24 protein-coding genes are annotated in these 23,644 nt (G+C 69.5%); 6 read left to right on the top strand and 18 right to left on the bottom strand.

Features of this window, described 5'->3' with window-relative positions; all coding sequences use genetic code 11:
- Positions 1-18: 18 nt before the first annotated feature.
- A complete protein-coding gene (locus tag Q8N19_RS01820) occupies positions 19-855 on the bottom strand; it encodes a C40 family peptidase (RefSeq protein WP_305587933.1) in 837 nt (278 codons plus the stop codon).
- Positions 852-2,228: a M17 family metallopeptidase gene (locus Q8N19_RS01815; RefSeq protein WP_305587932.1), complete on the bottom strand. Its 1,377-nt coding sequence runs from the start codon at positions 2,226-2,228 to the stop codon at positions 852-854. The genes Q8N19_RS01820 and Q8N19_RS01815 overlap by 4 nt, the downstream gene beginning before the upstream one ends.
- Before the next feature lie 87 nt (positions 2,229-2,315).
- Between Q8N19_RS01815 and Q8N19_RS01810 the strand changes: the two genes are divergently transcribed.
- Positions 2,316-3,161 (top strand): tetratricopeptide repeat protein, encoded by an 846-nt coding sequence (locus tag Q8N19_RS01810; RefSeq protein ID WP_305587931.1) that lies wholly within the window; start codon positions 2,316-2,318, stop codon positions 3,159-3,161.
- Between the two features lie 34 nt (positions 3,162-3,195).
- Here Q8N19_RS01810 and Q8N19_RS01805 read toward each other — a convergent pair whose 3' ends face one another.
- The 9 genes from Q8N19_RS01805 to Q8N19_RS01765 all read right to left on the bottom strand — a co-directional run bounded on the left by Q8N19_RS01805 (position 3,196) and on the right by Q8N19_RS01765 (position 12,308).
- A complete protein-coding gene (locus Q8N19_RS01805) occupies positions 3,196-4,176 on the bottom strand; it encodes a type II secretion system F family protein (RefSeq protein WP_305587930.1) in 981 nt (326 codons plus the stop codon).
- 8 nt (positions 4,177-4,184) lie between these two features.
- Positions 4,185-5,171 carry a type II secretion system F family protein gene (locus Q8N19_RS01800; protein WP_305587929.1) on the bottom strand — a complete coding sequence of 329 codons (987 nt, stop codon included), beginning with the start codon at positions 5,169-5,171 and terminating at the stop codon, positions 4,185-4,187.
- Positions 5,168-6,721, bottom strand: a complete 1,554-nt coding sequence (locus tag Q8N19_RS01795) for a CpaF family protein (RefSeq protein WP_305587928.1) — start codon at positions 6,719-6,721, stop codon at positions 5,168-5,170. The genes Q8N19_RS01800 and Q8N19_RS01795 overlap by 4 nt, the downstream gene beginning before the upstream one ends.
- A 2-nt stretch (positions 6,722-6,723) precedes the next feature.
- Entirely contained in the window at positions 6,724-8,205 is a 1,482-nt protein-coding gene (locus Q8N19_RS01790) for a CpaE family protein (RefSeq protein ID WP_305587927.1), read from the bottom strand.
- Between the two features lie 6 nt (positions 8,206-8,211).
- Entirely contained in the window at positions 8,212-8,901 is a 690-nt protein-coding gene (locus Q8N19_RS01785) for a CpaD family pilus assembly protein (RefSeq protein WP_305587926.1), read from the bottom strand.
- Positions 8,902-8,909: 8 nt separating this feature from the next.
- A complete protein-coding gene (locus tag Q8N19_RS01780) occupies positions 8,910-10,478 on the bottom strand; it encodes a type II and III secretion system protein family protein (protein ID WP_305587925.1) in 1,569 nt (522 codons plus the stop codon).
- A complete protein-coding gene (cpaB, locus tag Q8N19_RS01775) occupies positions 10,475-11,323 on the bottom strand; it encodes a Flp pilus assembly protein CpaB (protein ID WP_305587924.1) in 849 nt (282 codons plus the stop codon). Before cpaB ends, Q8N19_RS01780 begins: the two co-directional genes overlap by 4 nt.
- Before the next feature lie 128 nt (positions 11,324-11,451).
- The gene (locus Q8N19_RS01770) at positions 11,452-11,979 is read right to left on the bottom strand and encodes a prepilin peptidase (RefSeq protein ID WP_305587923.1); all 528 of its coding nucleotides are present in this window, start codon (positions 11,977-11,979) and stop codon (positions 11,452-11,454) included.
- 161 nt (positions 11,980-12,140) lie between these two features.
- Positions 12,141-12,308 carry a Flp family type IVb pilin gene (locus Q8N19_RS01765; protein WP_293319658.1) on the bottom strand — a complete coding sequence of 56 codons (168 nt, stop codon included), beginning with the start codon at positions 12,306-12,308 and terminating at the stop codon, positions 12,141-12,143.
- Positions 12,309-12,624: 316 nt separating this feature from the next.
- On the opposite strand from Q8N19_RS01765, the gene Q8N19_RS01760 reads away from it, so the two are divergent.
- From Q8N19_RS01760 to Q8N19_RS01750, 3 genes are all read left to right on the top strand, one after another.
- Positions 12,625-13,008 (top strand): pilus assembly protein N-terminal domain-containing protein, encoded by a 384-nt coding sequence (locus tag Q8N19_RS01760; protein ID WP_305587922.1) that lies wholly within the window; start codon positions 12,625-12,627, stop codon positions 13,006-13,008.
- A gap of 63 nt (positions 13,009-13,071) precedes the next feature.
- Positions 13,072-13,644, top strand: coding sequence for a TadE/TadG family type IV pilus assembly protein (locus Q8N19_RS01755; RefSeq protein WP_305587921.1), 573 nt, complete (start codon positions 13,072-13,074; stop codon positions 13,642-13,644).
- On the top strand, positions 13,644-14,174 hold the full coding sequence (locus Q8N19_RS01750) for a TadE/TadG family type IV pilus assembly protein (protein WP_305587920.1): 531 nt from the start codon (positions 13,644-13,646) through the stop codon (positions 14,172-14,174). The genes Q8N19_RS01755 and Q8N19_RS01750 overlap by 1 nt, the downstream gene beginning before the upstream one ends.
- A 16-nt stretch (positions 14,175-14,190) precedes the next feature.
- Here Q8N19_RS01750 and Q8N19_RS01745 read toward each other — a convergent pair whose 3' ends face one another.
- From Q8N19_RS01745 to Q8N19_RS01725, 5 genes are all read right to left on the bottom strand, one after another.
- Positions 14,191-14,961 carry an aminotransferase class IV gene (locus Q8N19_RS01745; RefSeq protein WP_305587919.1) on the bottom strand — a complete coding sequence of 257 codons (771 nt, stop codon included), beginning with the start codon at positions 14,959-14,961 and terminating at the stop codon, positions 14,191-14,193.
- Positions 14,958-16,322: an anthranilate synthase component I family protein gene (locus Q8N19_RS01740; RefSeq protein WP_305587918.1), complete on the bottom strand. Its 1,365-nt coding sequence runs from the start codon at positions 16,320-16,322 to the stop codon at positions 14,958-14,960. The genes Q8N19_RS01745 and Q8N19_RS01740 overlap by 4 nt, the downstream gene beginning before the upstream one ends.
- A 39-nt stretch (positions 16,323-16,361) precedes the next feature.
- Positions 16,362-17,531 (bottom strand): alanine--glyoxylate aminotransferase family protein, encoded by a 1,170-nt coding sequence (locus Q8N19_RS01735; protein WP_305587917.1) that lies wholly within the window; start codon positions 17,529-17,531, stop codon positions 16,362-16,364.
- A gap of 143 nt (positions 17,532-17,674) precedes the next feature.
- Positions 17,675-18,415, bottom strand: coding sequence for a YafY family protein (locus Q8N19_RS01730; RefSeq protein ID WP_305587916.1), 741 nt, complete (start codon positions 18,413-18,415; stop codon positions 17,675-17,677).
- Positions 18,416-18,418: 3 nt separating this feature from the next.
- A complete protein-coding gene (locus Q8N19_RS01725) occupies positions 18,419-19,192 on the bottom strand; it encodes a tyrosine-protein phosphatase (RefSeq protein ID WP_305587915.1) in 774 nt (257 codons plus the stop codon).
- Between the two features lie 76 nt (positions 19,193-19,268).
- Here Q8N19_RS01725 and Q8N19_RS01720 point away from each other — a divergent pair, with 76 nt between their 5' ends.
- Entirely contained in the window at positions 19,269-20,024 is a 756-nt protein-coding gene (locus tag Q8N19_RS01720) for an alpha/beta fold hydrolase (protein WP_305587914.1), read from the top strand.
- A gap of 3 nt (positions 20,025-20,027) precedes the next feature.
- Here the strand turns inward: Q8N19_RS01720 and Q8N19_RS01715 are convergent, their stop codons facing one another.
- Positions 20,028-21,479 carry an AMP nucleosidase gene (locus Q8N19_RS01715; RefSeq protein ID WP_371133767.1) on the bottom strand — a complete coding sequence of 484 codons (1,452 nt, stop codon included), beginning with the start codon at positions 21,477-21,479 and terminating at the stop codon, positions 20,028-20,030.
- 115 nt (positions 21,480-21,594) lie between these two features.
- On the opposite strand from Q8N19_RS01715, the gene htpX reads away from it, so the two are divergent.
- A complete protein-coding gene (gene htpX, locus Q8N19_RS01710) occupies positions 21,595-22,533 on the top strand; it encodes a zinc metalloprotease HtpX (protein WP_305587913.1) in 939 nt (312 codons plus the stop codon).
- Between the two features lie 79 nt (positions 22,534-22,612).
- Here htpX and Q8N19_RS01705 read toward each other — a convergent pair whose 3' ends face one another.
- Positions 22,613-23,596 (bottom strand): NADP-dependent oxidoreductase, encoded by a 984-nt coding sequence (locus Q8N19_RS01705; RefSeq protein WP_305587912.1) that lies wholly within the window; start codon positions 23,594-23,596, stop codon positions 22,613-22,615.
- Positions 23,597-23,644 lie beyond the last annotated feature (48 nt).

Here is a 23,644-nt window from a genome sequence, read left to right as displayed (position 1 = left end):
ACACATCGGCTTGCGGACTCAGGGCCGGCGGTAGCTTGTGGGCTCGCCGGAGCCCGCGGCCTCGATCCGGGCGATGGCGGTGTTCAGCGGCTCGACGGCCACGGCCATGTGGTGGGCGTTGGCGTGGATGATCGTGTCGGCGTCGAGCATCATCGCCACATGCCCCTTCCAGAACACAAGATCCCCCCGCCGCAGGGCGGCCGGATCGGCGTCCTGGAAAAAGGCTCGCTCCTGCTGATCGGTGTCCCGCGGACAGGCCCGACCACAGGCCAGCAGGGCCTGCATCACCAGCCCCGAACAGTCGAGGCCCAGGCTCTCGCGCCCGCCCCACAGATAGGGCGTCCCCAGATGCTGTTCGGCGACGGCCGCCGGATCGCGGGCGAAGTCCAGCCCCACAGGCGCCAGATGACGGTCCACGAACCAGGCGCCGCCGGCGTCGCGCACGAAACGCCCCTCCACCTCCACAGCGCTGACCAGCGCGTTGAGGCTGTAGGGGCCAAGGGCCGGCGACTTGATGCTCGGGCGCTCAAATCCATAGGTCCGCAGGGCGGCGACCCGGTGCCTCGGCGTGGCGGGCTCACCCAGGGCCTCCAGGGCGACATAGCCCACATAGCCGTCCCGGCGCGCCTGGCCCCAGGCGAAGCCGTCGGCCTGTTCCAGCACGTCGAAGATCTCGCCCAGCAGGAGCTGATCGGCCTGTTCGGCGCCGGGCGATGGCGCGGTGCGGATCGCCGCGGCGGCGACCCGGCAGGCCCGAGGCGCCGTTGACGCATAATGGCCAGCAGGCGCCACGCCTTCGAGTCCGGCGGCGGCGAAGTCAGGACGGGCGAGCGTCAGGCGGGGATCGCGGCTCACCCGTAGCGGTCCTGCAGCAGGCGGAAGAGGGCGCGGATGGCCATCACCTCGCCGCCGGCCGGATAGCCGGGCCGCCCCTTCGGATTCCAGGCGAAGATGTCCAAATGCACCCACGCCCCCTCCGGGGCGAAGCGTTGCAGGAACAGGCCCGCCGTCACCGCGCCGGCCTGAGCCCAGGCGTCGGGATCGTTCTTCAGATCGGCGACGTCGCTCTCCAGGGCTTCGGCATAGCCCTTCCACAGAGGCAGCCGCCACAGGGGGTCCTCCGTCGCCTCGGACGCCGCCATGATCGCCGCGGCCAGGGCCTCGTCGTCGGTCATGAAGGGGGGCAGTTGCGGCCCCAGCGCCACCCGCGCAGCCCCGGTCAGGGTGGCCAGGTCGATGGTCAGGTCCGGCGAGAACTCGGCGGCCCGGGTGAGGGCGTCGGCCAGGATCAGCCGACCCTCGGCGTCGGTGTTGCCCACCTCTATGGTCAGGCCCTTGCGGGAATCGAGCACATCGCCCGGGCGCATGGCGTCGCCGGAAATGGCGTTCTCCACCGTGGGCGTCAGCACCAGTAGGCGCACGGCCAGGCCCGCAGCCATGACCATCCGGGCCAGGGCCAGGGCGTGGGCGGCGCCGCCCATGTCCTTCTTCATCAGCCGCATGCCGGCCGAGGGCTTGATGTCCAGACCGCCGGTGTCGAACACCACGCCCTTGCCGATGATCGCCACCACGGGGTCGCCCTCCCGGCCCCAGGTCATCTCGATCATGCGGGGCTCCCGGCCGGGGGCTGCCGCGCGGCCCACCGCATGGACGGCGGGATAGTTGGCCTCCAGCAAGCCCTCTCCGGTGACCACCGTGATCGCGGCGCCATGCTGCTCGGCGATCTCCCGGGCGATGGTCTCGATCTGCAGCGGACCCATGTCGTTGGGCGGGGTGTTGATCATGTCCCGGGCGAGGGAACAGGCGTGCGCCATGGCGCGGACGGCGGCCACATCGGCGCCCCGGGCCAACAGGCGCGGACGCTCATCGGGCTTCTTCTTGTAGCGGTCGAACCGGTAGCTCCCCAACGCAAACGCCAGGGCCGCCTCGTCGGCGGTGATGTCGTCAGGCTTGCGGACGATCTCGTAGGTCCCGCGGGGCAGCTTGGCCGCCAGGGCGCGGACGGCTGACGCCCTTCCCTGGCCGACACCATACAGCACGCGCTCCACAGCGCCGGCAGCGTCCGGCACCAGCAGGACCTGGCCGGCCTTGCCCTTGAACTCCTGCGCCGCCGCCAGGCCCCGGCCCTGGTCGCCCAGGGCGCCGAGGGCGGCCTCCACATCGGCGTCGCGCAGGAGATGGACGGGGACGATGACGCCCTCTGCGGCGTCCAGGATCAGGTCGGACATGGCGGCTGGCCCTTCGGCTTATGCTTAACGCTTCCTTTAAGGCGACCGGTCCAGTCTGAGCCGGAACCTCTGGAGGCTATCCTGGTCATGTGTCGCATGTCGGTCCTCGCCGCAACCGCCCTCGCGCTCGGCCTGGCCGGCGCCTCCCCGGCGGCGGCCTTCTCCTTCCGGGCCAAACCCCAGGACGCCGCGCCCCCCCAGGCCCCGACGGCGGCCCCCGCGCCGGCGGCCGCGCGGAAGGCCTCGGCCCAGGAGCGCGCCTTGGCCGGCGGCCTTGATCCCCTGGCCCGGGCCGCCTTCTGGGCGCGGGAAACCAATATCGATCCCACCGACCTGGAGGCCGGCCTTGGCCTCGCCCGCGCCCTGCGGGGTCTGGGACAGACCGAAGAGGCGGCCGCGACGGTCCAGCGTCTGGCGGTCCTGGCGCCGGACAATGTGGAGGTGCTGCTGGAGCTGGCCCGCACCCAGCTGTCCCGGGGCCAAGGCTTCTATGGCGTAGCGCCGGCGCTGCAGGCCCAGACGCTCGCGCCGGGCGACTGGCGCGCGCCCTTCCTGCTGGCCATGGCCTATGAGCAGGCCCAGCGCGACGCTGAAGCCCTGGCCGCCCACCGCCGCGCCGTGCAGCTGGCGCCGGACAATCCGGCCGTGCTGTCCAACCTCGCCATGTTCCAGGCCGCCCGGGGCCAGGCCGCCGAGGCCGAGGCCCTGTTGCGCCAGGCCGCCGCCCTGCCCGGCGCCACGGCGGTCACCCGCCAGAACCTGGCCCTGATTCTGGGTCTGCAGGGCCGCATGGCCGAGGCCGAGGCTCTGGCCCGCCAGGACCTGCCGCCGCAGCTGGTGGCCAACAATCTGGCCTATCTGAGAAGCGCCAGCCAGGCGGCCGCCACCGGGGGGTCAGGGCGCTCCTGGGACTCGGTGGGCTCGGTTCAGTAGGGCGCGGACCTGAGCCCGCATCGCGGGGTCGACCTTAGGACGCGCCGGGCGCCATCATGTCCATGACCCGCAGGACGGCGGGGCCCAGGATCACCAGGAACAGCACCGGCAGGAAGAACACGATCATCGGCACGGTCAGCTTGGCCGGCAGCTGGGCGGCGGTCTTCTCGGCGGCGGCCAGGCGCAGGTCGCGGTTCTCCTTGGCCATCACCCGCAGGGCCGCGCCGAGCGGCGTGCCATAGCGCTCGGCCTGGATCATGGCCGTGGTCACCGACTTGATGCCCGGGTGGTTGGTCCGCCGCGACAGGCCCTCATAGGCCTGACGCCGTTCGGGCAGGTAGGAGAGCTCGGCGGTGAGCAGGGTCATTTCCTCGGCCAGTTCGATGGACGAGCCGCCGATCTCCTGGCTGACCTTCTGGATGGCCGCCTCGATGGACATGCCCGACTCCACGCAGATCAGCAGCAGGTCGAGCGCATCGGGAAAGGCCCCGACGATGGACTCCCGCCGCTTCTGGGCGATGTTGCTGATGTAGATGTTCGGCGCGTAGTAGCCCAGCGTCAGACCCACCACGATGGCGGCCAGCCGGTTCATGCCGCTGAGGCCGAAGTCGTTGATCACGAACAGGTAGAAGGCCACCGAGGCGGCGAAGGCGAAGGGCAGGACGAAGCGGAAGAAATAGAAGGTGCTCACCGGTCGAGGGCCGCGGAAGCCGGCCTGGGCCAGCTTGTCCACCACCTTGGGATCCTCCAGCAGCCGCGACAGCTGCAGGCGGTCGACCACGCGCTTGTAGAGGCCCGCATCTGTCTGGCGCAGGGAGCCGCCCTTGGACGCCGCCAGGGCTTCGCGGGACTTGCGCCGCAGCTCCTCGCGCCTCGTCGACACCGACTTCAGCCGGGCCTCCAGATTGTTGGTGCGCATCAGCGGCGCGGCCAGGGTCACGAGGGTGGCGAAGGTGGCCACCGCCACGAAGACCGTCAGGATGTTGGCCGGATTGGTGAAGGCGCTCAGGTCCATGGACGCCCTCAGATCTTGAAGCTGATCATGCGGCGCATGACCCAGATGCCCAGCGCCATCAGCAGCACACCGCCCAGCAGGATGATGCGGCCCCGGGGATCGACGAACAGGGGCGCCATATATTCCGGCGCCATCAGGCTGATCATCACCACCACCGCCGGCGGAAGGGAGCCGATGATGAAGGCCGAGGCCACCGCCTCGCCGGACAGGGCCTTGATCTTCTCGCGCATCAGCTTCCGGGCGCGGATGACCGTCGAAAGGTTGCCCAGCGCCTCGGCCAGATTACCGCCGGTCTTCTGCTGGATGGCCAGGACGATGCCGAAGAAGCGCACCTCCTGGGCGGGCATGCGCTCGTACATCCGGTCGATAGCCTGGTCGATGGAGACGCCCATGCCGGTGTTCTCGGTCAGATAGCGGAACTCCGCGGCCAGCGGCTCGGGCGCCTCGGCGCCGATCACCCGCAGGCTGTCATTGACCGGCAGGCCCGACTTGATGCCGCGCACGATGATGTCCATGGCGTCGGGAAAGGACTCGACGAACTTCTTGATCCGCCGGGCGGCCAGGATGGAGACGATCCAGCGCGGCAGGCCGAGCCCGGCGGCAAAGGCGAGCCCCAGGGCCAGATAGGCCGGCTGGCCCAGGGTCACCGTCAGCAGAAAGACCGAAACCCCCAGCCCGGCGCTGATGATCCAGAAGGTGCGCACCGTCGTGCCGAGCCCGGCCTGCTGCAGGCGCGCCTTGACCGACAGGGAGGCCTTGCGCTGGGCCCGGTCCTGCTCCTTGAGGCTGTCGAGAATCTGCTTGCGGCGCTGGTCCTGAGCGCTGGAGCCGCCCCGGCGGGTCTTGGCCTCGCGGGTCTCGCGGCCCAGCATGGCCTGGGTGCGCCGCGCCGCCCGGGCCTGGCCCGGCGACTGCCCCACCAGGACGAAGCCAAACCCCGCCACGGCGACGAAGGCCAGCACGGCGGCCAGGATGGAGACCAGCGTCGGGCTCATTCGGCCGCGTCCAGGGCCTCGGCCAGTTCCCGCTCAAGCCCATAATAGCGGGCGCGGTCCCAGAACCTCGGGCGGGCGATGCCGGTGGAGCGGTGGCGGCCGACGACCCGGCCCTCGGCGTCCTCGCCGGTGATCTCGTAGAGCATCAGGTCCTGGGTGATGATCACATCGCCCTCCAGACCCACGACCTCGGTGATGTGGGTGATCCGCCGCGAACCATCGCGCAGGCGGGCGGCCTGGATGATCACATCGATGGAGCCGACGATCATTTCCCGGATGGTCCGGGAGGGCAGGCCATAGCCGCCCATGGTGATCATAGATTCCAGACGGCTGACCGCCTCGCGGGGGCTGTTGGCGTGCAGGGTGCCCATGGAGCCGTCATGGCCGGTGTTCATGGCCTGCAGCAGGTCGAAGGCCTCAGGCCCGCGCACTTCGCCGACGATGATCCGTTCAGGCCGCATCCGCAGGCAGTTCTTCACCAGGTCACGCATGGTGATCTGGCCCTGACCCTCCAGGTTCGGCGGCCGGGTCTCCAGGCGCACCACATGGGGCTGCTGCAGCTGCAGCTCGGCGGCGTCCTCGCAGGTCACCACCCGCTCTGTGGGGTCGATAAAGGCGGTCAGCGTATTGAGCAGGGTCGTCTTGCCCGAGCCCGTGCCGCCGGAAATCAGGATGTTGCAGCGGCAGGCGCCGATGACCCCCAGGACCCGCGCGCCTTCCGGCGTGATGGAGTCGTACTCCACCAGGTCCTTCATGGTCAGCTTGTCCTTCCGGAATTTCCGGATGGTGAGCGTGGGACCGTCCAGGGCCAGCGGCGGGGCGATGACGTTCACCCGGCTGCCGTCGGGCAGGCGGGCGTCGCAGATGGGCGAGCTTTCATCGACGCGGCGGCCGACCTGGCTGACGATCCGCTGGCAGATGTTCATTAGCTGGGCGTTGTCGCGGAACCTCACATTGGTCAGCTGAACCTTGCCGCCGACCTCGATGAAGACCCGCGCCGCGCCATTGACCATGATGTCGGCGATGTCGTCCCGGGCCAGCAGGGGCTCAAGCGGGCCATAGCCGAGGACATCATTGATGATGTCCTGGACCAGGGTCTCCTGCTCGGAGATCGACATGGAGACGTTCTTGATCGCCACCAGTTCGGCGACGATGTCGCGGATCTCCTCAGCCGCGGCCTTGACGTCCAGCTGGGCCAGCTGGGCCAGATCGATGGTGTTGATCAGGGCGTTGAAGATCGTCGTCTTGGTGGCGTGATAGTAGTCCGACTGCTCGCGCACCACCTGGGTGGCCGGGGCGGGTCCTTGAGCGGCGCGTAGCTGTTCGAAGCCGCTGGTGGCCTTGGGTCCGTCGCTCTTGCCGGTCTTGGGGCCTTCGGTCCGCGGACGGGCGGGATCAGCGGCAGGCGGCGGCTCTGTCCGTTGCGGCCGGGTGGCGATGGGGGCGGCGGCCTTGTCGGCCGGAGGCGGCGCAGCCGAGGGGGCCGCCGGACGCGCCTGCGGGGCGCGGGTCGGTGGAGCCTCAGCGTCGGCGGCGCGCTTTCCGAACATGGCTATTTCCGCCGGAACAGGCTGGCCAGCAGCGAGGACTTCTGCGCCACGGGGGGCTCGCGCCGGCTGATCTGCTGGGCCAGGTCGTTGAGCGCCTCGGCGGTCTTGGACCGGGGCGCGACCTCGGCCAGCATCTGGCCGTTATTGGCCGCCTGGCCAAACAGCTTGGGCTCGAAGGGCAGGATCAGGGCCGGCGTCAGGTTCAGGGCCTCGCCGAAATCCTTCACCGGAATCTCCGGGCGGCCGGGCACGCCGACCTGATTGAGCACCAGCCGGGGCGGGGCGTCGTTAGGCCTTGCGCGACGCACCAGGTCCACCAGGTTCTTGGCGTTGCGCAGTGAGGCGAGATCCGGCTCGGCGACGATCACCAGATCATCCGACGACAGCAGGATACGCCGCTTCCAGGCGGTCCAGACGTGGGGCAGGTCCAGCACCACGAAGGGCGCGGCGCCCCGGATCTTCTGGGTGACCTCCTCGAAGGCCTCCGCCGAAATGTCGTAGTCCTGGTCAAGGGTCGCCGGGGCGGCGAATAGGCTGAGCCGGTCGCTGCAACGGGCCATCATCCGGTCCATCAGGACGGGATCGAGGCGGTCGGGCTCTCCCAGGGCGTCGGCCACGCCTTGCAGGGGGTCCTGGTTGAAATCGAGGCCGGCGGTGCCGAACGGCAGGTCGAGATCCACCAGCACCGCATTGGCCGCCAGCCGCTCGGTGATCGCATAGGCAATATTGTGCGCGATGGTCGAGACGCCCACCCCGCCCTTGGCGCCGCAAAACGCGATCTGCCGGCCGACAAAGGGGGCGCTCGGATCAGCATAGAGGCCGCAAAGCGAGCGGACGAACTGCAGGGGCTTGAACGGCGGCACCAGATATTCGCTGACGCCGCGGCGCATCAGCTCGCGATACAGGGCGATGTCATTGGCCGCCCCGATCACCACCACCTTGGAGCCGGGATCGCAGACCTCGGCCAGCTGGTCGAGATGGGCGATCAGCCGCTCGGCGCTCTCGCCGCACTCCACCACCAGCAGCGGCGGGGTGGGCTGGTTCTGATAGGCGACCACGGCGGCGGCCAGGCCGCCCTCGCGGACTGTGACGCTGGCCCGCTCCATCCGCCGATCCTTGGCGGCGTGCTCGATGACGTCGGCGGTGCGGTCGCGTTCGGTGAAGGCGTGGATGGTGATCCGCGGCAGGGTCGAGTCGCCGAAGGCGGCCTCGGCCGTGGCCATCATCTCATGGACGGGGTTCGTTTCGGCAGGCGCAGTAGCAGGCGCAGCGGCGCGGGGCGCCTCGTAATCATCCTCAAACGGATCGGGCGCCGGACGCGCCCGGGGAGCCGCCGGCGCCAGGTCGGCGAAGGGGTCCACCGGCGCGCCGCCCCGCCCGCCAGTCTCGCCGGCGCTGCGCCAGCCGTCGTCCCGCGCCGGGCCGAAGTCGTCGTCGGCCTCAAAGTCGAGGTCGAAGGGGTCATGTCCGCTCTGTGTGCGCATGGCCACCTACTGAACCACCTGAGACAGGGCGCCCTTGGCCTGCTCGTCGGCCTTGGTCGCGGTGGGTTCGCCGATGCGATACCGGGTCAGCACCTCGGCGCGGCGGGCCGCATCGGCGGGGTCCATGTCCCGGGGCCGCGCGAGGTCGCCGGGATTGGCCAGCTGGGCGGCGAAATTGGCGTTCACCGAGCAGCCGAAATTGGCCGAGGCGGCGTTGGCCGAGGTGCTGGTGAGGTTGTCCCAGGCCTGGCCGCAGCGGGGAACCTGCGCCACATAGCGCTCATAGCCCACCACCATGGGCGCGCTGGCTTGGCCGGGGGCGTCATAGCCCGCCACCTGGATGTCGCTGTAGGGCACGCCTTGCGAGACCAGGAAGGCCCGCACGCTTTCGCCCATCCGATAGGCGGCCGCAGAGTCCGCCGCGCCCACCGGCGACTGCAGCCGGATAGGGCCGCCGTCGTTCGTCCGCCAGGCCTGAACCAGGCTCGCCAGGGCGTCGGCCTGCGGTCCGGAAATCCCCTGGGCGTGGATCGCCAGGCGGACCTGGTCGGCCTGCGGGACAACCTGGGCGCGGTACTGGTCCAGCGGCGTGCGCGGATCGATCACAGCACCCTCCCGCGGGGGCGGCGCCGAGGCGCAGGCGCTCAGGCCGGCGACCAGGATCAGGGGCATGAGATGGCGCAGGGACTTGGACATGGCGGCGCTCACTCGATCACATAGCCGTAGGGGCCCTGATAGGCCGGCGCGCCCGGAGGCTGGGGCCTGGCCTTGTAGGCGCGGTTCAGCCGGCCCAGCAGAAGGGTCTCGGAGTCGCTGGCGATCTGCAGCCCGTCGGCCGGGGTCTGCAGGCGGTCGGGCGAGGTGGGCTGGACCAGATAGGGGGTCACGATCACCACCAGCTCGGTCTCGCCCATCAGATAGTCCCGCGACCGGAACAGGCCGCCCAGGACCGGCAGGTTCATCATGCCGGGCAGGGAGTCGATCGCCTGCTTGGTCTGCTCCCGCAGCAGACCGGCGATCATCATCGCCCCGCCGGACGGCAGCTCGACCATGGTCTCGGCCCGGCGCACGGTCAGGGCCGGGATCACCAGGCGCGGGGCGCCCGCCCCATTGGACAGGGAGAATGAGCCTTCATTGGTCAGCTCGGAGACCTCTGTGGAGATCTTCAGCGAGATGCGCCCGCCAGACAGCACCACCGGGGTGAAGCCGAGCCCCACGCCGAAGGGCTTGAATTCGATGGTCACACGGCCGGCGTCGTCCTGGCCCACCGGCACGGGGAACTCCCCGCCGGCCAGGAACTTGGCCGCCTCGCCGGACACCGCCGTCAGGTTGGGCTCGGCCAGAGTGCGCACCAGGCCTACCCGCTCGAAGGCCTCGATCATGCCCTCGGCCTGGTTGAGGCCGGGATCGCCGGCCAGGCCGTCCTTGATGGTGGCGGCGTCGGAATTGCCGCTGTCGCGGACAACGAAATCGCAGAGCACGTCGGGCTGGTCGGGCCAGCCGCAGGGCCGCTGCATGATCGGCTGTTTGGTGGTGTCGAGCTTGTAGCCGCCGGTCAGGCCGCCCACCAGGCCGCCATTGATGGCGTAGCTGGCGGCGTTGCTGAACATGTACTGCGGCTCGCCCAGCTGGTTCAGGACGGCGTTGGTGTTGAAGCCCAGCTGCTTGATCACATTGCGCTGCACCTCGACGATGCGCACCTTCAGCATCACCTGGTCCTTGCCGGCGATGGACAGCATGTTGAGCACCTGCTCGGGCTTGGCCACTGCGGCGCGGGCGATCTGCATGGCCTTGTCGGCGTCAGCCAGGCTCATGACCTCGCCAGACAGGATCAGGCTGTCATTCATGGCGTCCACCCGCACCCGGGCCCGGGGCAGCAGGCGGTTGATGGTCTGGGCCACCGCGCCGGTGTCCTGGTCGACCCGGATATCAAGGGACAGAATCCGCCGCCCGGCGCCATCGAAGAAGACCGCGTCGGTCTGGCCTGCGGCCACGCCCAGCACATAGATCCGCCGGGGCGAGCGCAGCACCGCGTCGGCCACGTCCGGATTGGTCACCAGCACGTCGCGGGCATCCACCGGCAGCTCGATGATCGCCGACTTGCCCCGGGGCAGGGTCAGGGACTGGGTGGCGCCGCCGCCGGCCAGATCCACCCGGATGGTGGAGCCCTGACGGGGATCGGAACGCCCGCCGGCCAAGTCCTGGGCGAGGGTCGAGGAAGGCGCCGCCAACAGGCTGGCGGCGATCAGCAGGGAGAGGCCTGGGATCCTCATCGGACGGACACCTCGGACATCTCGCCATCGCGGAAAATTCGCACGGTCTGCGGCTCGGCCGAGCCGCCCCGGCCCACCGGGCCGCCGACATCGGTATAGGGGCGCAGGACGAGGATCATCTCGCCCTCGGCTTTGGCGCGGACCAGGACCTCTACGTCAGACGCCGGCGCCTCCAGGGTGACCACGGCGCCGATCATGGTGTTGGCGTCCTCGGCCGGCTCGGTGGACTGGTCGATGGCCAGGACGCGGAGATTGCGCATCAGGGTCTCGGTGACGCGGCCCGAGCCATCGGGGGTCTCGCGGCTCTGCAGCACGTCCACCCGGTCGCCCGGCAGGATGAAGCCGCCTGCGGCGGTGTCGGCCGAGACCGGCACAGAGACCGCGCGCATGCCAGACGCCAGGACGACGGACATGTAGCCGCCCTCCCCGCCCCGGATCACCTTGCGGGCGATGATGGGCTCGCCGGCCGCCATGGCCTCGCGGACGATGGCCCCGTCAAAGGCCTGCATCGGGCTGGCGCCCAGGGTGTCGGCGGCGACCTGGCTGGCCTTCTGGGCGACCTTGTCGGCGCCCTCGGCCGCGGGTGTCGCCGTGGCGCCATCGGTGACAAAGGCGGGGTTCAGGGCTTCCACTGGCCAGGCCTGCCAGCCGATCATGGCCGGGGTGATACGGGTTCCGATGGGCAGGTCCTGCTTGGCCACCAGGACCTGGGCCATGGGGGCGGCCTCCGCTGGAGCGGCGGTCTCGGCAGGCGCGCCGGGCGTCATCATCCCGCGCACCATGAAGGCGAGCAGGATGGCGGCGACGGCGGCGGCGGCCAGGATGGCGATACGGACGGCGCCCATGAACTTCCCGATACGCTCCCACTGAAGGGGATTGGCGACGCGCCGGTTCAGGCGATCAGCCGCGACTCAATTTCTGCTGGCGCCTTCTGGCGGCGTGCCCGTTTTGGCGCGCCCATGGTTAACAGCCGCTAAAGGGGAACCCCGGCGCTCAGCGCCCGCACAAGCGTGCTGGCCGGATAGGCGGCCAGACCGCCGATGCAGATGGCCAGGCCATAGGGGACATTCTCGCCCGGCTCCGCCAGCCGGCTCAGCCAGGCCGGACCCGCCGACACGTAGCGGCGCAGGAGCATCGAGCGCATGGCCAGAAGGGTGATCGCCAGGACCCCGCCGGCCAGGGCGGTGACCAGCAGGAAGGTGGCCGAGGCCGGCCAGCCGAGCCACAGGGCCGAGGCGGCGAACACCTTGGCGTCGCCCCCGCCGATCCAGCCCAGGGCGAACATCGCCATGCCGGCCACCAGGGCGCCGACGCCGATCGCCGCATGGAACCCGATGGCGCCGGCCGGCAGGCCAAGGATCAGGGCTGTGGGGAAGAAGGCGGCGATGAGGGCCAGGGAGATCCAGTTGGGGATCGTATAGGTGGTCACATCCTTCAGGGCCGCCACGATCAGCAGGGCCGGGCAGATGACGAGCAGGACGGCCTGGGCTTGGGCGATCATGGGAGGCTCTTGCGGCGATGTCAGGACGCCAGTGTGACGACCGCGGGTGAACGCTTGGTTTCCCGATCCTGAAGAGGACCCATGAAGAAGGGGCCGCGGCGTTTCCGCCGCGGCCCCCGAAGTCTGGTCGTTGTCTTCGCCGCTGGAGCGCGGCGAATGACCTATTGCGGCATCGCGGTGCCGATCTTGGTGAAGGTGCCGGCGATCTTGCCCGACAGGGTGTTCAGGGCGGTGATCAGCACGACGGCGATCAGAGCGGCGATCAGGCCATACTCGATGGCGGTGGCGCCGGATTCATCCTTCAGGAAGCGCGTGACGAACTTCGACATTGCTCGATCTCCTTTGTTGGCGAGCAGATTGATCGGGGATCAGGCCTTGGTGGTCTGCTCGCCCCGAATTGCAGGGTCACAATGCCGCGGCTGGCTTAATGGCGAGTAAATCAGAGAGTATTCGACGGATTTTTCTTTTGGTTTACTTGTGTTTACTATTAGCATTCATTAACCACGACGCTCGATTTCGTCAGAATCCGCTGTTTTCCCTTTATGATTCACACACGCGCGCGAGTCGGCTCGATTCAGGGTTTCTTGACCATTCCAACCGACCCTTGCGGTCTGTTCCTGGATTTTCGTTTTTTTGGACACCGCCATGCGCCGCCTCGCCGTCTGCGCCCTCATCGGCCTCCTGGTCGCCACGCCGGCGGCCGCCTCGTCCCTCTCGGTGCGTCTGGATCAGGGGGCCAAGGTCCGGCTGCCGGGCGCCGCGCGCAATGTGGTCGTGGCCAATCCGAAGATCGCCGACGTCAATCTGCTGGGTCCCCAGGACCTGGTGGTGATCGGCAAGGGCTATGGGGTGACCAATGTGGTGGTCACCGACGTCGCCGGCCGCGTTCTGTTCGACCGCGACATCGTGGTCAGCGCCCCGGAATACGGCCAGGTCTCCTACATCCGCGGCGGCGAGGCCCGCACCTTCGCCTGCGCCCCCCGGTGCGAGCGGATCGGCGCCGACGATCCGCAGCGCCCCACCCCCTGATCGCTTAAGCATCGCTTAGGCTCGAAAGGCTAGGGTCCGCCGGTAACCGGATGGACCCGCAGAATGCCGCGCGCCGCCAGAGCCATGATCCAGACCCTGCGCAGCTTCGCCCGCGCCCGGCAGGGCGCGACCGCGGTGGAGTTCGCCTTCATCGCTGGCCCCCTGCTGATGCTGATCTTCGGCGTCCTGGAGCTGGCCATGGTGTTCATGGTCGCCACCACCCTGGAAGGCGCCACCGCGGCGGCCGCCCGGCCCCTGCGCACCGGCGAGATGCAGACGGCCGGCACGGCCAACAAGACCGAATTCGCCAAGGCCGTCTGCGCCCGGATGAGCTGGCTTGGCGCCACCTGCGTCGGCAACCTGCAGGTGGACGTCCGGACCTATGCCGACTTCACCAGCCTGCGGGATGATCCGGCCATGACCGGCGGCAATTTCGATCCGGCCAAGACCTGCTGGTCCCCGGGCGGCCCCACCGACATCGTCCTGGTCCGCACCTACTACAACTGGACCATCTTCACGCCGCTGATCTCCAGCGCCCTGGTCAACGCTCCGAACAACAAGCGCATGGTCTCGGCCGTGGAGGCCTTCCGCAACGAGCCCTACAGCGACGCCCCGCCGACGGGAGCCAAGTGCTGATGGGCCTGATCCGTTTTCTCAGGGATCGACGTGGGGTGGCGGCGGTGGAGTTCGCCCTGATCGCCCCGGTCCTGATCCTGCTCTATATGGGCCTGGCCGAGGTCACCATGGCCCTGATGGCCGACCGCCGCGCGGGCCACGCCACTGCGGTGATCGCCGACCTGATCGCCCAGGACACCCTGACCACCAAGGCCGAACTGAGCGACACCTTCGCCATCGCCGAGGAAATTCTCGCCCCCTTCTCAGGATCGGGCATGAGCGCGCGGGTCACCGCCATCCGCGCCGACGTCAATGGCTCGCCCAAGGTGGTCTGGAGCTACGGAAAGGGGCTGAGCGCCTTTGGCAAGGGGGCCACCGTGAGCGGCCTGCCGGCCGATCTCATGGAACCTTTCGACACACTGATCATGAGCGAGATGAACTACAGCTTCAACTCGACGCTCAACTACGCGCTGCCCAACGCCATGGTCTTCAAGGAGAAATACTATCTCCGGCCGCGTAAGATCGACATGGTCAACTGCACTGACTGCTGATCGGCGATCCTGAGACTCAGTCGAGGGCTAAGGATAGCTTTGCCCTGAGGCTCCATTCCCTGAGGGGTCGCCCGTCCAGGCATTGGGCCGCCCGGGCGCCGGCGAGGCTGTTGGTGACGAAGACCGCCTCGGCCTCGTCCAGGGCCGACGGGCCCATCATGACCTCCGACACCGGGACGCCCGCCTGCCGCGCCCAGGCCAGCACCTTGGCGCGGGTCACCCCGGCCAGGATTCCGCAGTCCAGGGCCGGGGTCATCAGCCGGCCGTCCGCGACCCAGAACAGATTGCCCGCCGCCGCGCAGGCCACCTGCCCGTCGCTGTTCAGCATCACCGCCTCGTCAGCGCCGGCCAGGGACGCCTCGCGCCTCGCCAGCACATTGTCCAGATAGGACAGGGTCTTGTGCCGCGATGCGATGGAGCCCGCATTGCGCCGGGTGGCCGCCGTGATCAGGCGCAGGGGTCCCGCAGGCGCCGGCGCCGGGCTGGCCGTCGCGAACAGAACCGGCGCGCAGGGCTCTGGCCGATCAAGGCCCCGCCCCCCGGAACCCGCCGTCCAGGTGATCCGCAGGGCCGCGCGGCCAGCTTCCAGGCCCGCTGACACCAGGGCCGCCAGGGCGACGGCCTGGGCGGCGGCCGCATCGGGCGCCGGCAGGTCCAGGGCTGCGCATCCGAGCTCCAGGCGCGCCATATGCGCAGCCCAGTCGCGCGGCGCCCCGTCCACCGCCAGCAGGGTCTCGAACAGCCCGTCCCCCAAGAGCAGGCCGCGATCGTTCAGGGGCAGGCTCATGGGGCGCTCCGGGGATCGGCGGACAGCGCCCGCAGCAGGGCGGAAATCTTGGCCTCGGTCTCGGCTCGCTCGGCGGCGGGCGTGCTGTCGGCCACCAGGCCCGCCCCTGCCCCGGCCTCCAGCCGCCAGCCATCCGGGGTCTCCACGCAGGCTGCGGTGCGGATCAGCACGCTGGAATCAAACGCCCCGTCCGCGCCGGCCCAGAAGATCGAGCCACAATAGGGCCCTCGGGGCGGCTCGAGCCCCTCGATCACCTTCATGGCCTGGATCTTCGGCGCCCCGGTGATCGAGCCCGGCGGGAAGGCAGCCGCCAGCAGGTCGGCGGCCCCCAGCCCCGCCTGCATCACGCCGGTGATGGTGGAGACCAGGTGATGGACGTTGGCGAAGCTCTCGATGGCGAACAGCTCGGGCGCCCGCACGCTGCCGGGCCGGCAGACCCGCGCCAGGTCGTTGCGCATCAGGTCGACGATCATCAGGTTCTCGGCCCGGTCCTTGGGACTGGCCAGCAGCTCGGCGGCCAGAGCCTGGTCCTGGGCGCCGTCGCAGCCCCTTGGCCGCGTGCCCTTGATCGGCCGCGTCTCGGCCATCAGGCCCTCGGGGATGCGCCGCAGAGCCACGAACCGCTCCGGAGAATTGGACACCACCGCCAGACCCGGCAGGCGTAGATAGGCGGCGAAGGGCGCCGCCGAGTCCTGGGCCAGCCGAGCGAACAGGTCATAGGGCGAAGCGCCTGGCGCCAGCGTTCCGGTCCAGCGCCGGGCCACATTGGCCTGGAAGATCTCGCCCGCCGCGATCCGCGCCACCACCTCGGCCACGGCCGCCTCATAGGCCGCCCCCGACGAGGCGGTCATCGGACCGGCCAGGACCTGGGGCCCTGCGCTCGCTTTCGTCCCATCAGGTCCGAGGGCGTCCAGGAGACCCTGCGCCCGGGCGAGCGCCTCGGCGGAGTCCTCGCCCCGGCCGACGGCCAGCAGCCGGCGGTCCTGATGATCGAAGGCCAGGATGGCGGGATAGAGGGCGCAGGCCAGGATCGGCCAGTCCGGGTGGGGCGCCAGACCCAGCCCCTGGGCCCGCCCGCCCAGCTCATAGGCAGCCAGCCCCGCCACGCCCCCCTGGAAGGGCGGGCCGTCGGCCAGGACCTCGCCGTCCGGGATCAGGCCGGCCAGGGCGGCGAACGGGTCGGTCTGATCGGCCGGGGCGATAAGCAGAGTCCGCAGGGGTCGCGCCGCCAGATAACTCCAGCGCCCCCGCGCGCCGCCGCCCCCCGACAGCAGGCAAAGGCTCCAGGCCTCCTGCGCCAGGGCGCCTAGGGCCGTAGCCGGCTCCCGCCAGGGGGCTTCGATCTGGACGACACGACGCATGTTTGCGCCATAGCCCCCTATGGCGCGGCTGGAAAGCGATCAGGCGAGGCGGGCGTCCGCCGCCGCCAGGGCCGCGGCCCGGTCGCCCTGATAGCCCTGGGTCGCCAGAGCTTCGCCCAGAGCCGTCAGACACAGGCGCACATGCCAGGGGGTGGCCGAGGCGCCCATCAGGCCGATCCGCCAGACCTGGCCCTTGAGCGGACCCAGGCCCGCCCCCAGCTCCAGGTTCCAGTGGGTGAGAACATAGTCGCGGACCGCGGCCTCATCGACGCCTGCCGGGACCTTCACCGTATTGAGCTGCGGCAGGCGATGCTCCGGCGCCACCAGCATCTCCAGACCCAGGGCTTCCAGGCCGGCCACCAGGGACTCGTGCATCCGCGCATGGCGGACAAAGGCCGCCTGCTGGCCCTCTTCGAACAGGGCGACCAGGGACTCGTGCAGGCCGTAGAGGGCGTTGATCGGGGCGGTGTGGTGATAGGTGCGGCCGCCCTCCCCGCCCCAGTAGCTCATCAAGAGGCCGATATCGAACAGCCAGTTGCGGGGCTTCTCCTTGCGCGCGGCGATGGAGGCCACGGCGCGCTTGGAGAAGGCCACCGGCGACAGGCCAGGGGGCGCCGACAGGCACTTCTGGGTCCCGGAATAGAGGACATCGGCGTCCCAGGCTGCGGCATCCACCGCGATGCCGCCCAGCGAGGTCACGCAGTCGACGATGGACAGCGCCCCATACTTGCGCGCCAGGGCGCAGAGGCTGGCCGCATCGCTGCGCACGCCCGTGGAGGTCTCCGCATGGACGAAGGCCAGCACCTTGGCCTGGCGGCCGGAAAGCGCGGCTTCGACCTTGTCCAGGCTGACCGGGGTCCCCCAGGCGTCCTCGACGGCGATCACCTCGGCGCCGGCCCGGCCGGCCATGTCCACCATGCGGGTTCCGAACACGCCATTGACGCAGATCACCGCCAGGTCGCCCGGCTCCAGCAGGTTCATCAGGGCCGCTTCCATGCCCGCCGTGCCCGGCGCCGACAGGGGCACGCAGATGTGATCAGGCGCATTGAACAGCCGCGAGAGCGCCGCCTTGATCTCCTCCATCAAGCCCTGAAAGGCCGGGTCCAGGTGGCCGATGGTCGGCCGCGACAGGGCCGCCAGCACGCGGGGGCTGACGTCAGAGGGGCCCGGCCCCATCAGGACCCGGCGTGGGGGTTGAAAGCTCTGCATGGCGCTCTCCGACTGTCGGCCCGACCAATGGGCCAGATTTCACGGGGAGGTGATTAGGCCGAGACGGCGCCCGAGCGCAAATCTTGTCGCTGAACCTTGTCGGAGGTTCAGTCCCTGGAAGGCGTCCGGCGCAGACGTGGAGGTCATCGCCGGACGCCTGACCTCGCCTCCCCCGCGCAATCCCCATCAGGCTTAGCCGCCCTCGCATCCGGCAGGGTGCGCCGCCACTGGGCCCACAGCTGGGCCCGGGCGCCGGGATAGCGCTCATCCAGGAATTCGGCGGCCACCACCCGGTCGGTGCGGAAATGCCGGAAGGCCTGGCGCAGCTCGCACCAGGCGCAGATCACCCTTGTGGTGTCGAAATAGCCCACCGTCACCGGCCAGATCACCCGTCGGGTCACCGCGCCGGCCTCGTCGGCATAGTCCAGAGCCACCTTGCGCTGGTCGCGCATGCAGGCGCGCAGCTGGGACATGTCGAGCGCATCACGAACCGCGCTCGGCCCCCCCGCGGCGGTCAGAGGCGAGGAGCTGACAAAGGGGCGCAGGTTTTCCGGGATCACCTGGGCGATCTTGGCCACCACGTCCTGGGCCGCCCGGGCCAGATCCGGATCGCCCCGGCCGCCCACCCACTGGGCGCCCAGCAGCACCGCCTCCAGCTCCTGCGCCGTGAGCATCAGGGGCGGCATGTCGAAGCCGTCGTCCAGGACATAGCCGACGCCGGCCTCGCCGCGGATCGGCACCCGCTGGGCGATCAGATCAGCCATGTCCCGATAGACCGTCCGCAGGGAGGTCTCGAGCTCTCGGGCCAGCGCCGCCCCGGTCACCGGCCTGCGGCTGCGGCGCAGGATCTGGATGATCTGAAACAGCCGGTCGGCCCGACGCATGGGCTAGGCCAGGATCCGCTCGGCGATGGCCTCGCGCATGGGACGGTCGACCCCGAGCGCCTGCTCCAGATAGCCGTCGAGGGAGCCGCACTGTTCGCGCATGACGGTGAAGGCGGCCTGCAGATACTCCGGGTGCACGCTCAGCGCCGTGCGCACCGCTTCCTCGGTCGGCGCCCGGCCGGCATGCTCGGCGACGAACTCCATCATGAACGGAATGCGCCGCGCGATGCGGGTCTCGTCATTGGTCAGCAGATAGTCGGTGACCAGGTCGTCGTCATGGACGCCGGCCATGTGGTGGGTGAGCGCACACAGCATGCCGGTGCGGTCCTTGCCCGCCACGCAATGCACCAGAACTGGCCCTTCAGAGGCCGAAAGGGCGCGGAAATAGCGCGAAAACAGGTCCAAATGACGGGCTTCAAACGGGGCTTCCCGGTAGAACCGGACCCCGTCGGCCCGGAAGAAGTCAGCGCTGATGTCGGAGTCCTTCAGGGCCGCCAGCCACGGATCACCGGGCTCGCCCAGGTCGTTCTCGATCACATGGGCCATGAAACCCTCGGGCCGCAGGGAGGGCTCCCGCACCCGTTCGGCCGGCCGGCGCAGGTCCACCACCACCGAAATCCCCAGCTCCCGCAGTCGGGCGAGATCGGCGGGCGTGGCGCGGCCATGATTGGCGGACCGATAGAGCAGTCCAGACCGCAGGCCGCGGCCGCAGGCGGTGTCGTAGCCTCCGAAGTCGCGGAAGTTCTCGATACCTTCGAAGTCCATATGTCGTTGCATCGGCAGGCTCTAAACCCGGCGGCCGGGGAAATCCAGGGCCTGGACGCCGGACCTTCGGCGCCACAGTTTGGCGCCCATGACAGAGCCGACAACCACCCGATTCCAGAGCTTCGACGGCGTCGAGATCGCCGTCCATACCGCCGGCGCTGGCCGCCCCGTCGTGCTGCTGCACGGCTTCTTCTCCAGCGGAAAGCAGAACTGGTTCCTGCCCGGCCATGCCGAGCGGCTGGTGGCCGCCGGCTTCCAGGTGATTGCGCCGGACCTGCGCGGCCACGGGGAGTCCGGCGCGCCGGCGGAAGCCGAGGCCTGGCCGCAGGACGTGCTGGCCAGGGACCAGGCCGCCCTGATCGCCCATCTGGGGCTCAGCGATTTCGACCTCGTGGGCTATTCGCTCGGGGCGCGGACCTCGGTGCGGGCGGTGATCGGCGGCCTTCGCCCCCGCCGGATGGCCCTGGGCGGCATGGGCGCTTCGGGCGTGATGCAAGCCGGCGCCCGGGCGGCGATGTTCGAGGACTCCATCCGCAATGGGGCGAACGCGCGTGACCCCCGGGCCGGCAAGTTCATCCAGGCCCTGATGGCCGAGATGGGCCTCAACCCCCAGGCCATGCTTGGCGTACTGGCCGCCTTCCAGGAAACGACCGAGGCGCAGATCCGCGCGATCGCCACCCCGACCCTGGTGGTCTGCGGCGACGCCGACCGCGACAACGGCTCGCCCCACGAGCTGGTCGAGCTGTTGCCGCATGGCGAACTGGTCATCGTGCCCGGCGACCACCGGGCCGCAGCCGCCACGCCCGAGCTAGGCGACGCGGTCGTCCGGTTCCTGACGGCCTGAGCCTTACCGGAACGGCGGCTCGTCGAAGCTGCGCAGCTTGCGCGAGTGCAGGGCCGCGCCCTCCTCCCGCAACAGGTCGAGGGTGACCAGGCCGATCTGCAGGTGCTGGCCGATGGCCCGCTCATAGAAGGCGTTGGCCTGGCCGGGCAGCTTGATCTCCCCGTGCAGAGGTTTGTCCGATACGCACAGCAGGGTGCCGTAGGGCACCCGGAACCGGTAGCCCTGGGCGGCGATGGTGGCGCTTTCCATGTCGATGGCCACGGCCCGGGACTGATTGAACCGCAGGGCCGACAGCGAATAGCGCAGCTCCCAGTTCCGGTCGTCGGTGGTGACCACCGTGCCGGTGCGCAGGCGGCGCTTGAGCAGATCCCCGGACTCGCCCGTCACCTTCTCGGCGGCCCGGTTCATGGCCACCTGCACCTCGGCGATGGGCGGGATGGGGATTTCCGGCGGCAGGACGTCGTCCAGCACGTGGTCGTCGCGCAGATAGGCGTGGGCCAGGACATAGTCGCCGATGGTCTGGCTGCCGCGCAGGCCGCCGCAATGGCCGATCATCAGCCAGGCCTGGGGCCGCAGCACCGCCAGATGGTCGGTGATCGTCTTGGCGTTGGAGGGGCCGACGCCGATATTGATCAGCGTGACGCCTCGGCCGTCCTTGGCCATCAGATGGTAGGCCGGCATCTGGTGACGCCGCCAGGGGGCCTCGGCCACCACCATCTCCGGATTTTCGGTCTCCGCCGTCACCACGACCCGCCCGGCCGCCGACAGGGCGGTATAGGGGCCGCCGGCCTTCAGCTGGGCGCAGGCCCAGGCGACGAACTCGTCCACATAGCGGTGGTAATTAGTGAACAGGATGTAGGGCTGCACGTGTTCGGCAGGCGCGCCGGTGTAGTGGGCCAGGCGGGCCAGGGAGAAGTCGGTGCGCAGGCCATCGAACAGGGCCAGCGGCCGGGCCTCTTCCAGGGCCGGCGTCCAGAAGCCATCGGCGATCTCGTCGCCGATATGGGCGAGCTCGGTGGTGGGGAAGTGGCGGGCGATCTCGGCGGCGCCCACATCGGCCTTGGCCAAGTCCACCGTGCCGTCCAGCACATAGGGGAACGGGATTTCCTGGACCGAGCGCCCGACCTCGACGGTGACATTGAAGTCGGCCATCAGCAGGGTCAGCTGCTCGACCAGATAGTCGCCGAACAGGTCGGGCCGGGTCACGGTGACGGCGTAGTCGCCAGGCGCCGAGAGGCGGGCATAGGCGCGGGCGAGCCGGGGAAAGGCCTCGCCGCGGGGCCAGCTGAGTCGAAGCTCCGGATAGGTGAAGGCGCCGCTCGCCCGCAGGGCGGGATCGGGGATTTCACCCTGGTCCAGAAAGCGTTGCAGGGCGCCCCGCAGGGCCTTGACCGAGGCCAGGTATTCTTCGGTGAGCCGCGCGACGATGGCGGCGGGATCATTCGTCATTGTCATGGGCGATCATAGCGCCGCTCGGCGACGGTTTCGAGATGCCAGATCACACTGCGATCTTGCGCAATTCCCGCCTGCCTCCCCATATCTGGTGCCTGGAACAACTGCTGAACGCAAGATGCACAACCACCTGAGAACCTTCACCCTCCTGGCCGCCCTGACCGCCCTGTTCATGGGGATCGGCTTCATGATCGGCGGGGCCAGCGGCATGCTGATCGCGCTCGTCCTGGCCGGCGGCATGAACCTGTTCAGCTACTGGAACTCAGACAAGATCGTGCTGAAGATGCACGGCGCCCAGCCGGTGGACGAGACCCACCCCGAGGCCCTGATCCGCAATTATGTGCGCGACGTCTTCGACATGGCCGACGGCGCCGGCATGCCCCGGCCCAAGGTCTATGTGATGGCCACCGACCAGCCCAACGCCTTCGCCACTGGCCGCAATCCGGAGAACGCCGCCGTCGCGGCCACCCAGGGTCTGCTGCGGATGCTTGACCGCCGTGAGGTGCGCGGCGTGATGGCCCATGAACTGGCCCATGTGAAGAACCGCGACACCCTGACCATGACGGTGACCGCCACCGTGGCCGGCGCCATCTCAGCGCTCGCCAATTTCGCGTTGTTCTTTGGCGGCAATGACCGGGAGCGTCCGGGCGGAATCATCGGGACCATCGCGCTGATGATCCTGGCGCCCATGGCCGCCAGCCTGGTGCAGATGGCTATCAGCCGGGCCCGGGAATATGAGGCCGACCGCGGGGGGGCCGAGATCTGCGGCGACCCGGAGGCCCTGGCCGACGCGCTGCAGAAGATCGAGCACTATGCCCGCGGCACGGTAAACCTGCCGGCCGAGCGCAACCCGGCCACCGGCCAGATGTTCATCATCAATCCCCTGTCGGGGCGTGGGGCCGACAATCTGTTCTCCACTCACCCGGCCACCCAGAACCGGGTCAAGGCCCTGATGGACATGGCCGGCAAGGTCGCCGCCCCCGTCCAGCGGGCGGCCCGCGCCGTCGGCACCGCGGTGCCGATCACCCGTCGCTCCAAGGACGGTCCCTGGGGCTAGTCTCGCGGCGGACGATCGAGGCTCAGGACCTGTCGCGTCCTGAGCCCGTCTTCGTCTCAGGCGTCAGGTCAAACGCGACCTAGTCCGCGAGCTTGACCAGCATCTTGCCGGAATTGGCGCCTTCCAGCAGGCCGATCAGGGCCTTGGGCGCGGACGTGATCCCGTCCATCACCGTCTCCTGGTACTTGATTTTGCCCTCGCGCAGCCAGGCGGCCATGTCGCGCTGGAAATCAGGCTGCAGGTGCATGAAGTCTGTGCCCACAAAGCCCCGCAGCATCACCCGCGAATAGATGATGTTGGACAGGTTGCGCACCGGCGCCTGGCCTTCGTTATAGCCTGAAATCATGCCGCAGACGGCGATGCGGCCGAGCGTGTTCATCCGGCGCAGCGCAGCTTCCAGATGCTCGCCGCCGACATTCTCGAAATAGACGTCGAGCCCCTTGGGCGTGGCCTCTTCCAGGGCCTGGCGGATGGGCTGGGTCTTGTAGTTGATCACCGCATCCAGGCCGATCTCGTCGCGCAGCCAGGCGGCCTTGTCGTCCGAGCCGGTGGAGCCCACCACATAGCCGCCTCTGATCTTGGCGATCTGGGCGGCGATGGAGCCCACGGCGCCGGCGGCGGTGGAGACGAACACCTGCTCGCCCTCCTTCATCGCGCCGATGAACAGCAGACCGCCATAGGCCGTGAAGCCGGTCATGCCGAGCGCATGCATGTGGACCGTCAGCGGCAGGCCCTCGGCCGGCGTCAGCTTGGACAGGCCCTTGGCGTCAGAGACGAAATACTCCCGGAAGCCCAGGCGGTTGTTCACCAGGTCGCCGACCGCGAAGTCGGGACTCTTGGACTGGACCACCCGACCCAGCGCCCCGCCCATCATGGCTTCGTTCAGGGCCTGGCCGGAGGTCAGCCGCGGGCGCATGGCCGGGTCCACCGACATGTAGAGGTTCTGGACCAGCACCTGGCCGTCGGCGGCGTCGGGGACGTTGGTCTCGACGATCTCGAATTCGCTCGCCTGCGGCATGCCGTGCGGGCGGGTGATGAGATGAACTTCGCGGCTGATGGGCATATGGCCCTCCCTTATGTGTCTCGAATGGGCGAAAACAATGGGCGGACC

The organism is Phenylobacterium sp., from assembly GCF_030693405.1.
Classification (GTDB): domain Bacteria; phylum Pseudomonadota; class Alphaproteobacteria; order Caulobacterales; family Caulobacteraceae; genus Phenylobacterium.
This window is presented reverse-complemented; position numbering and strand designations above follow the sequence as displayed.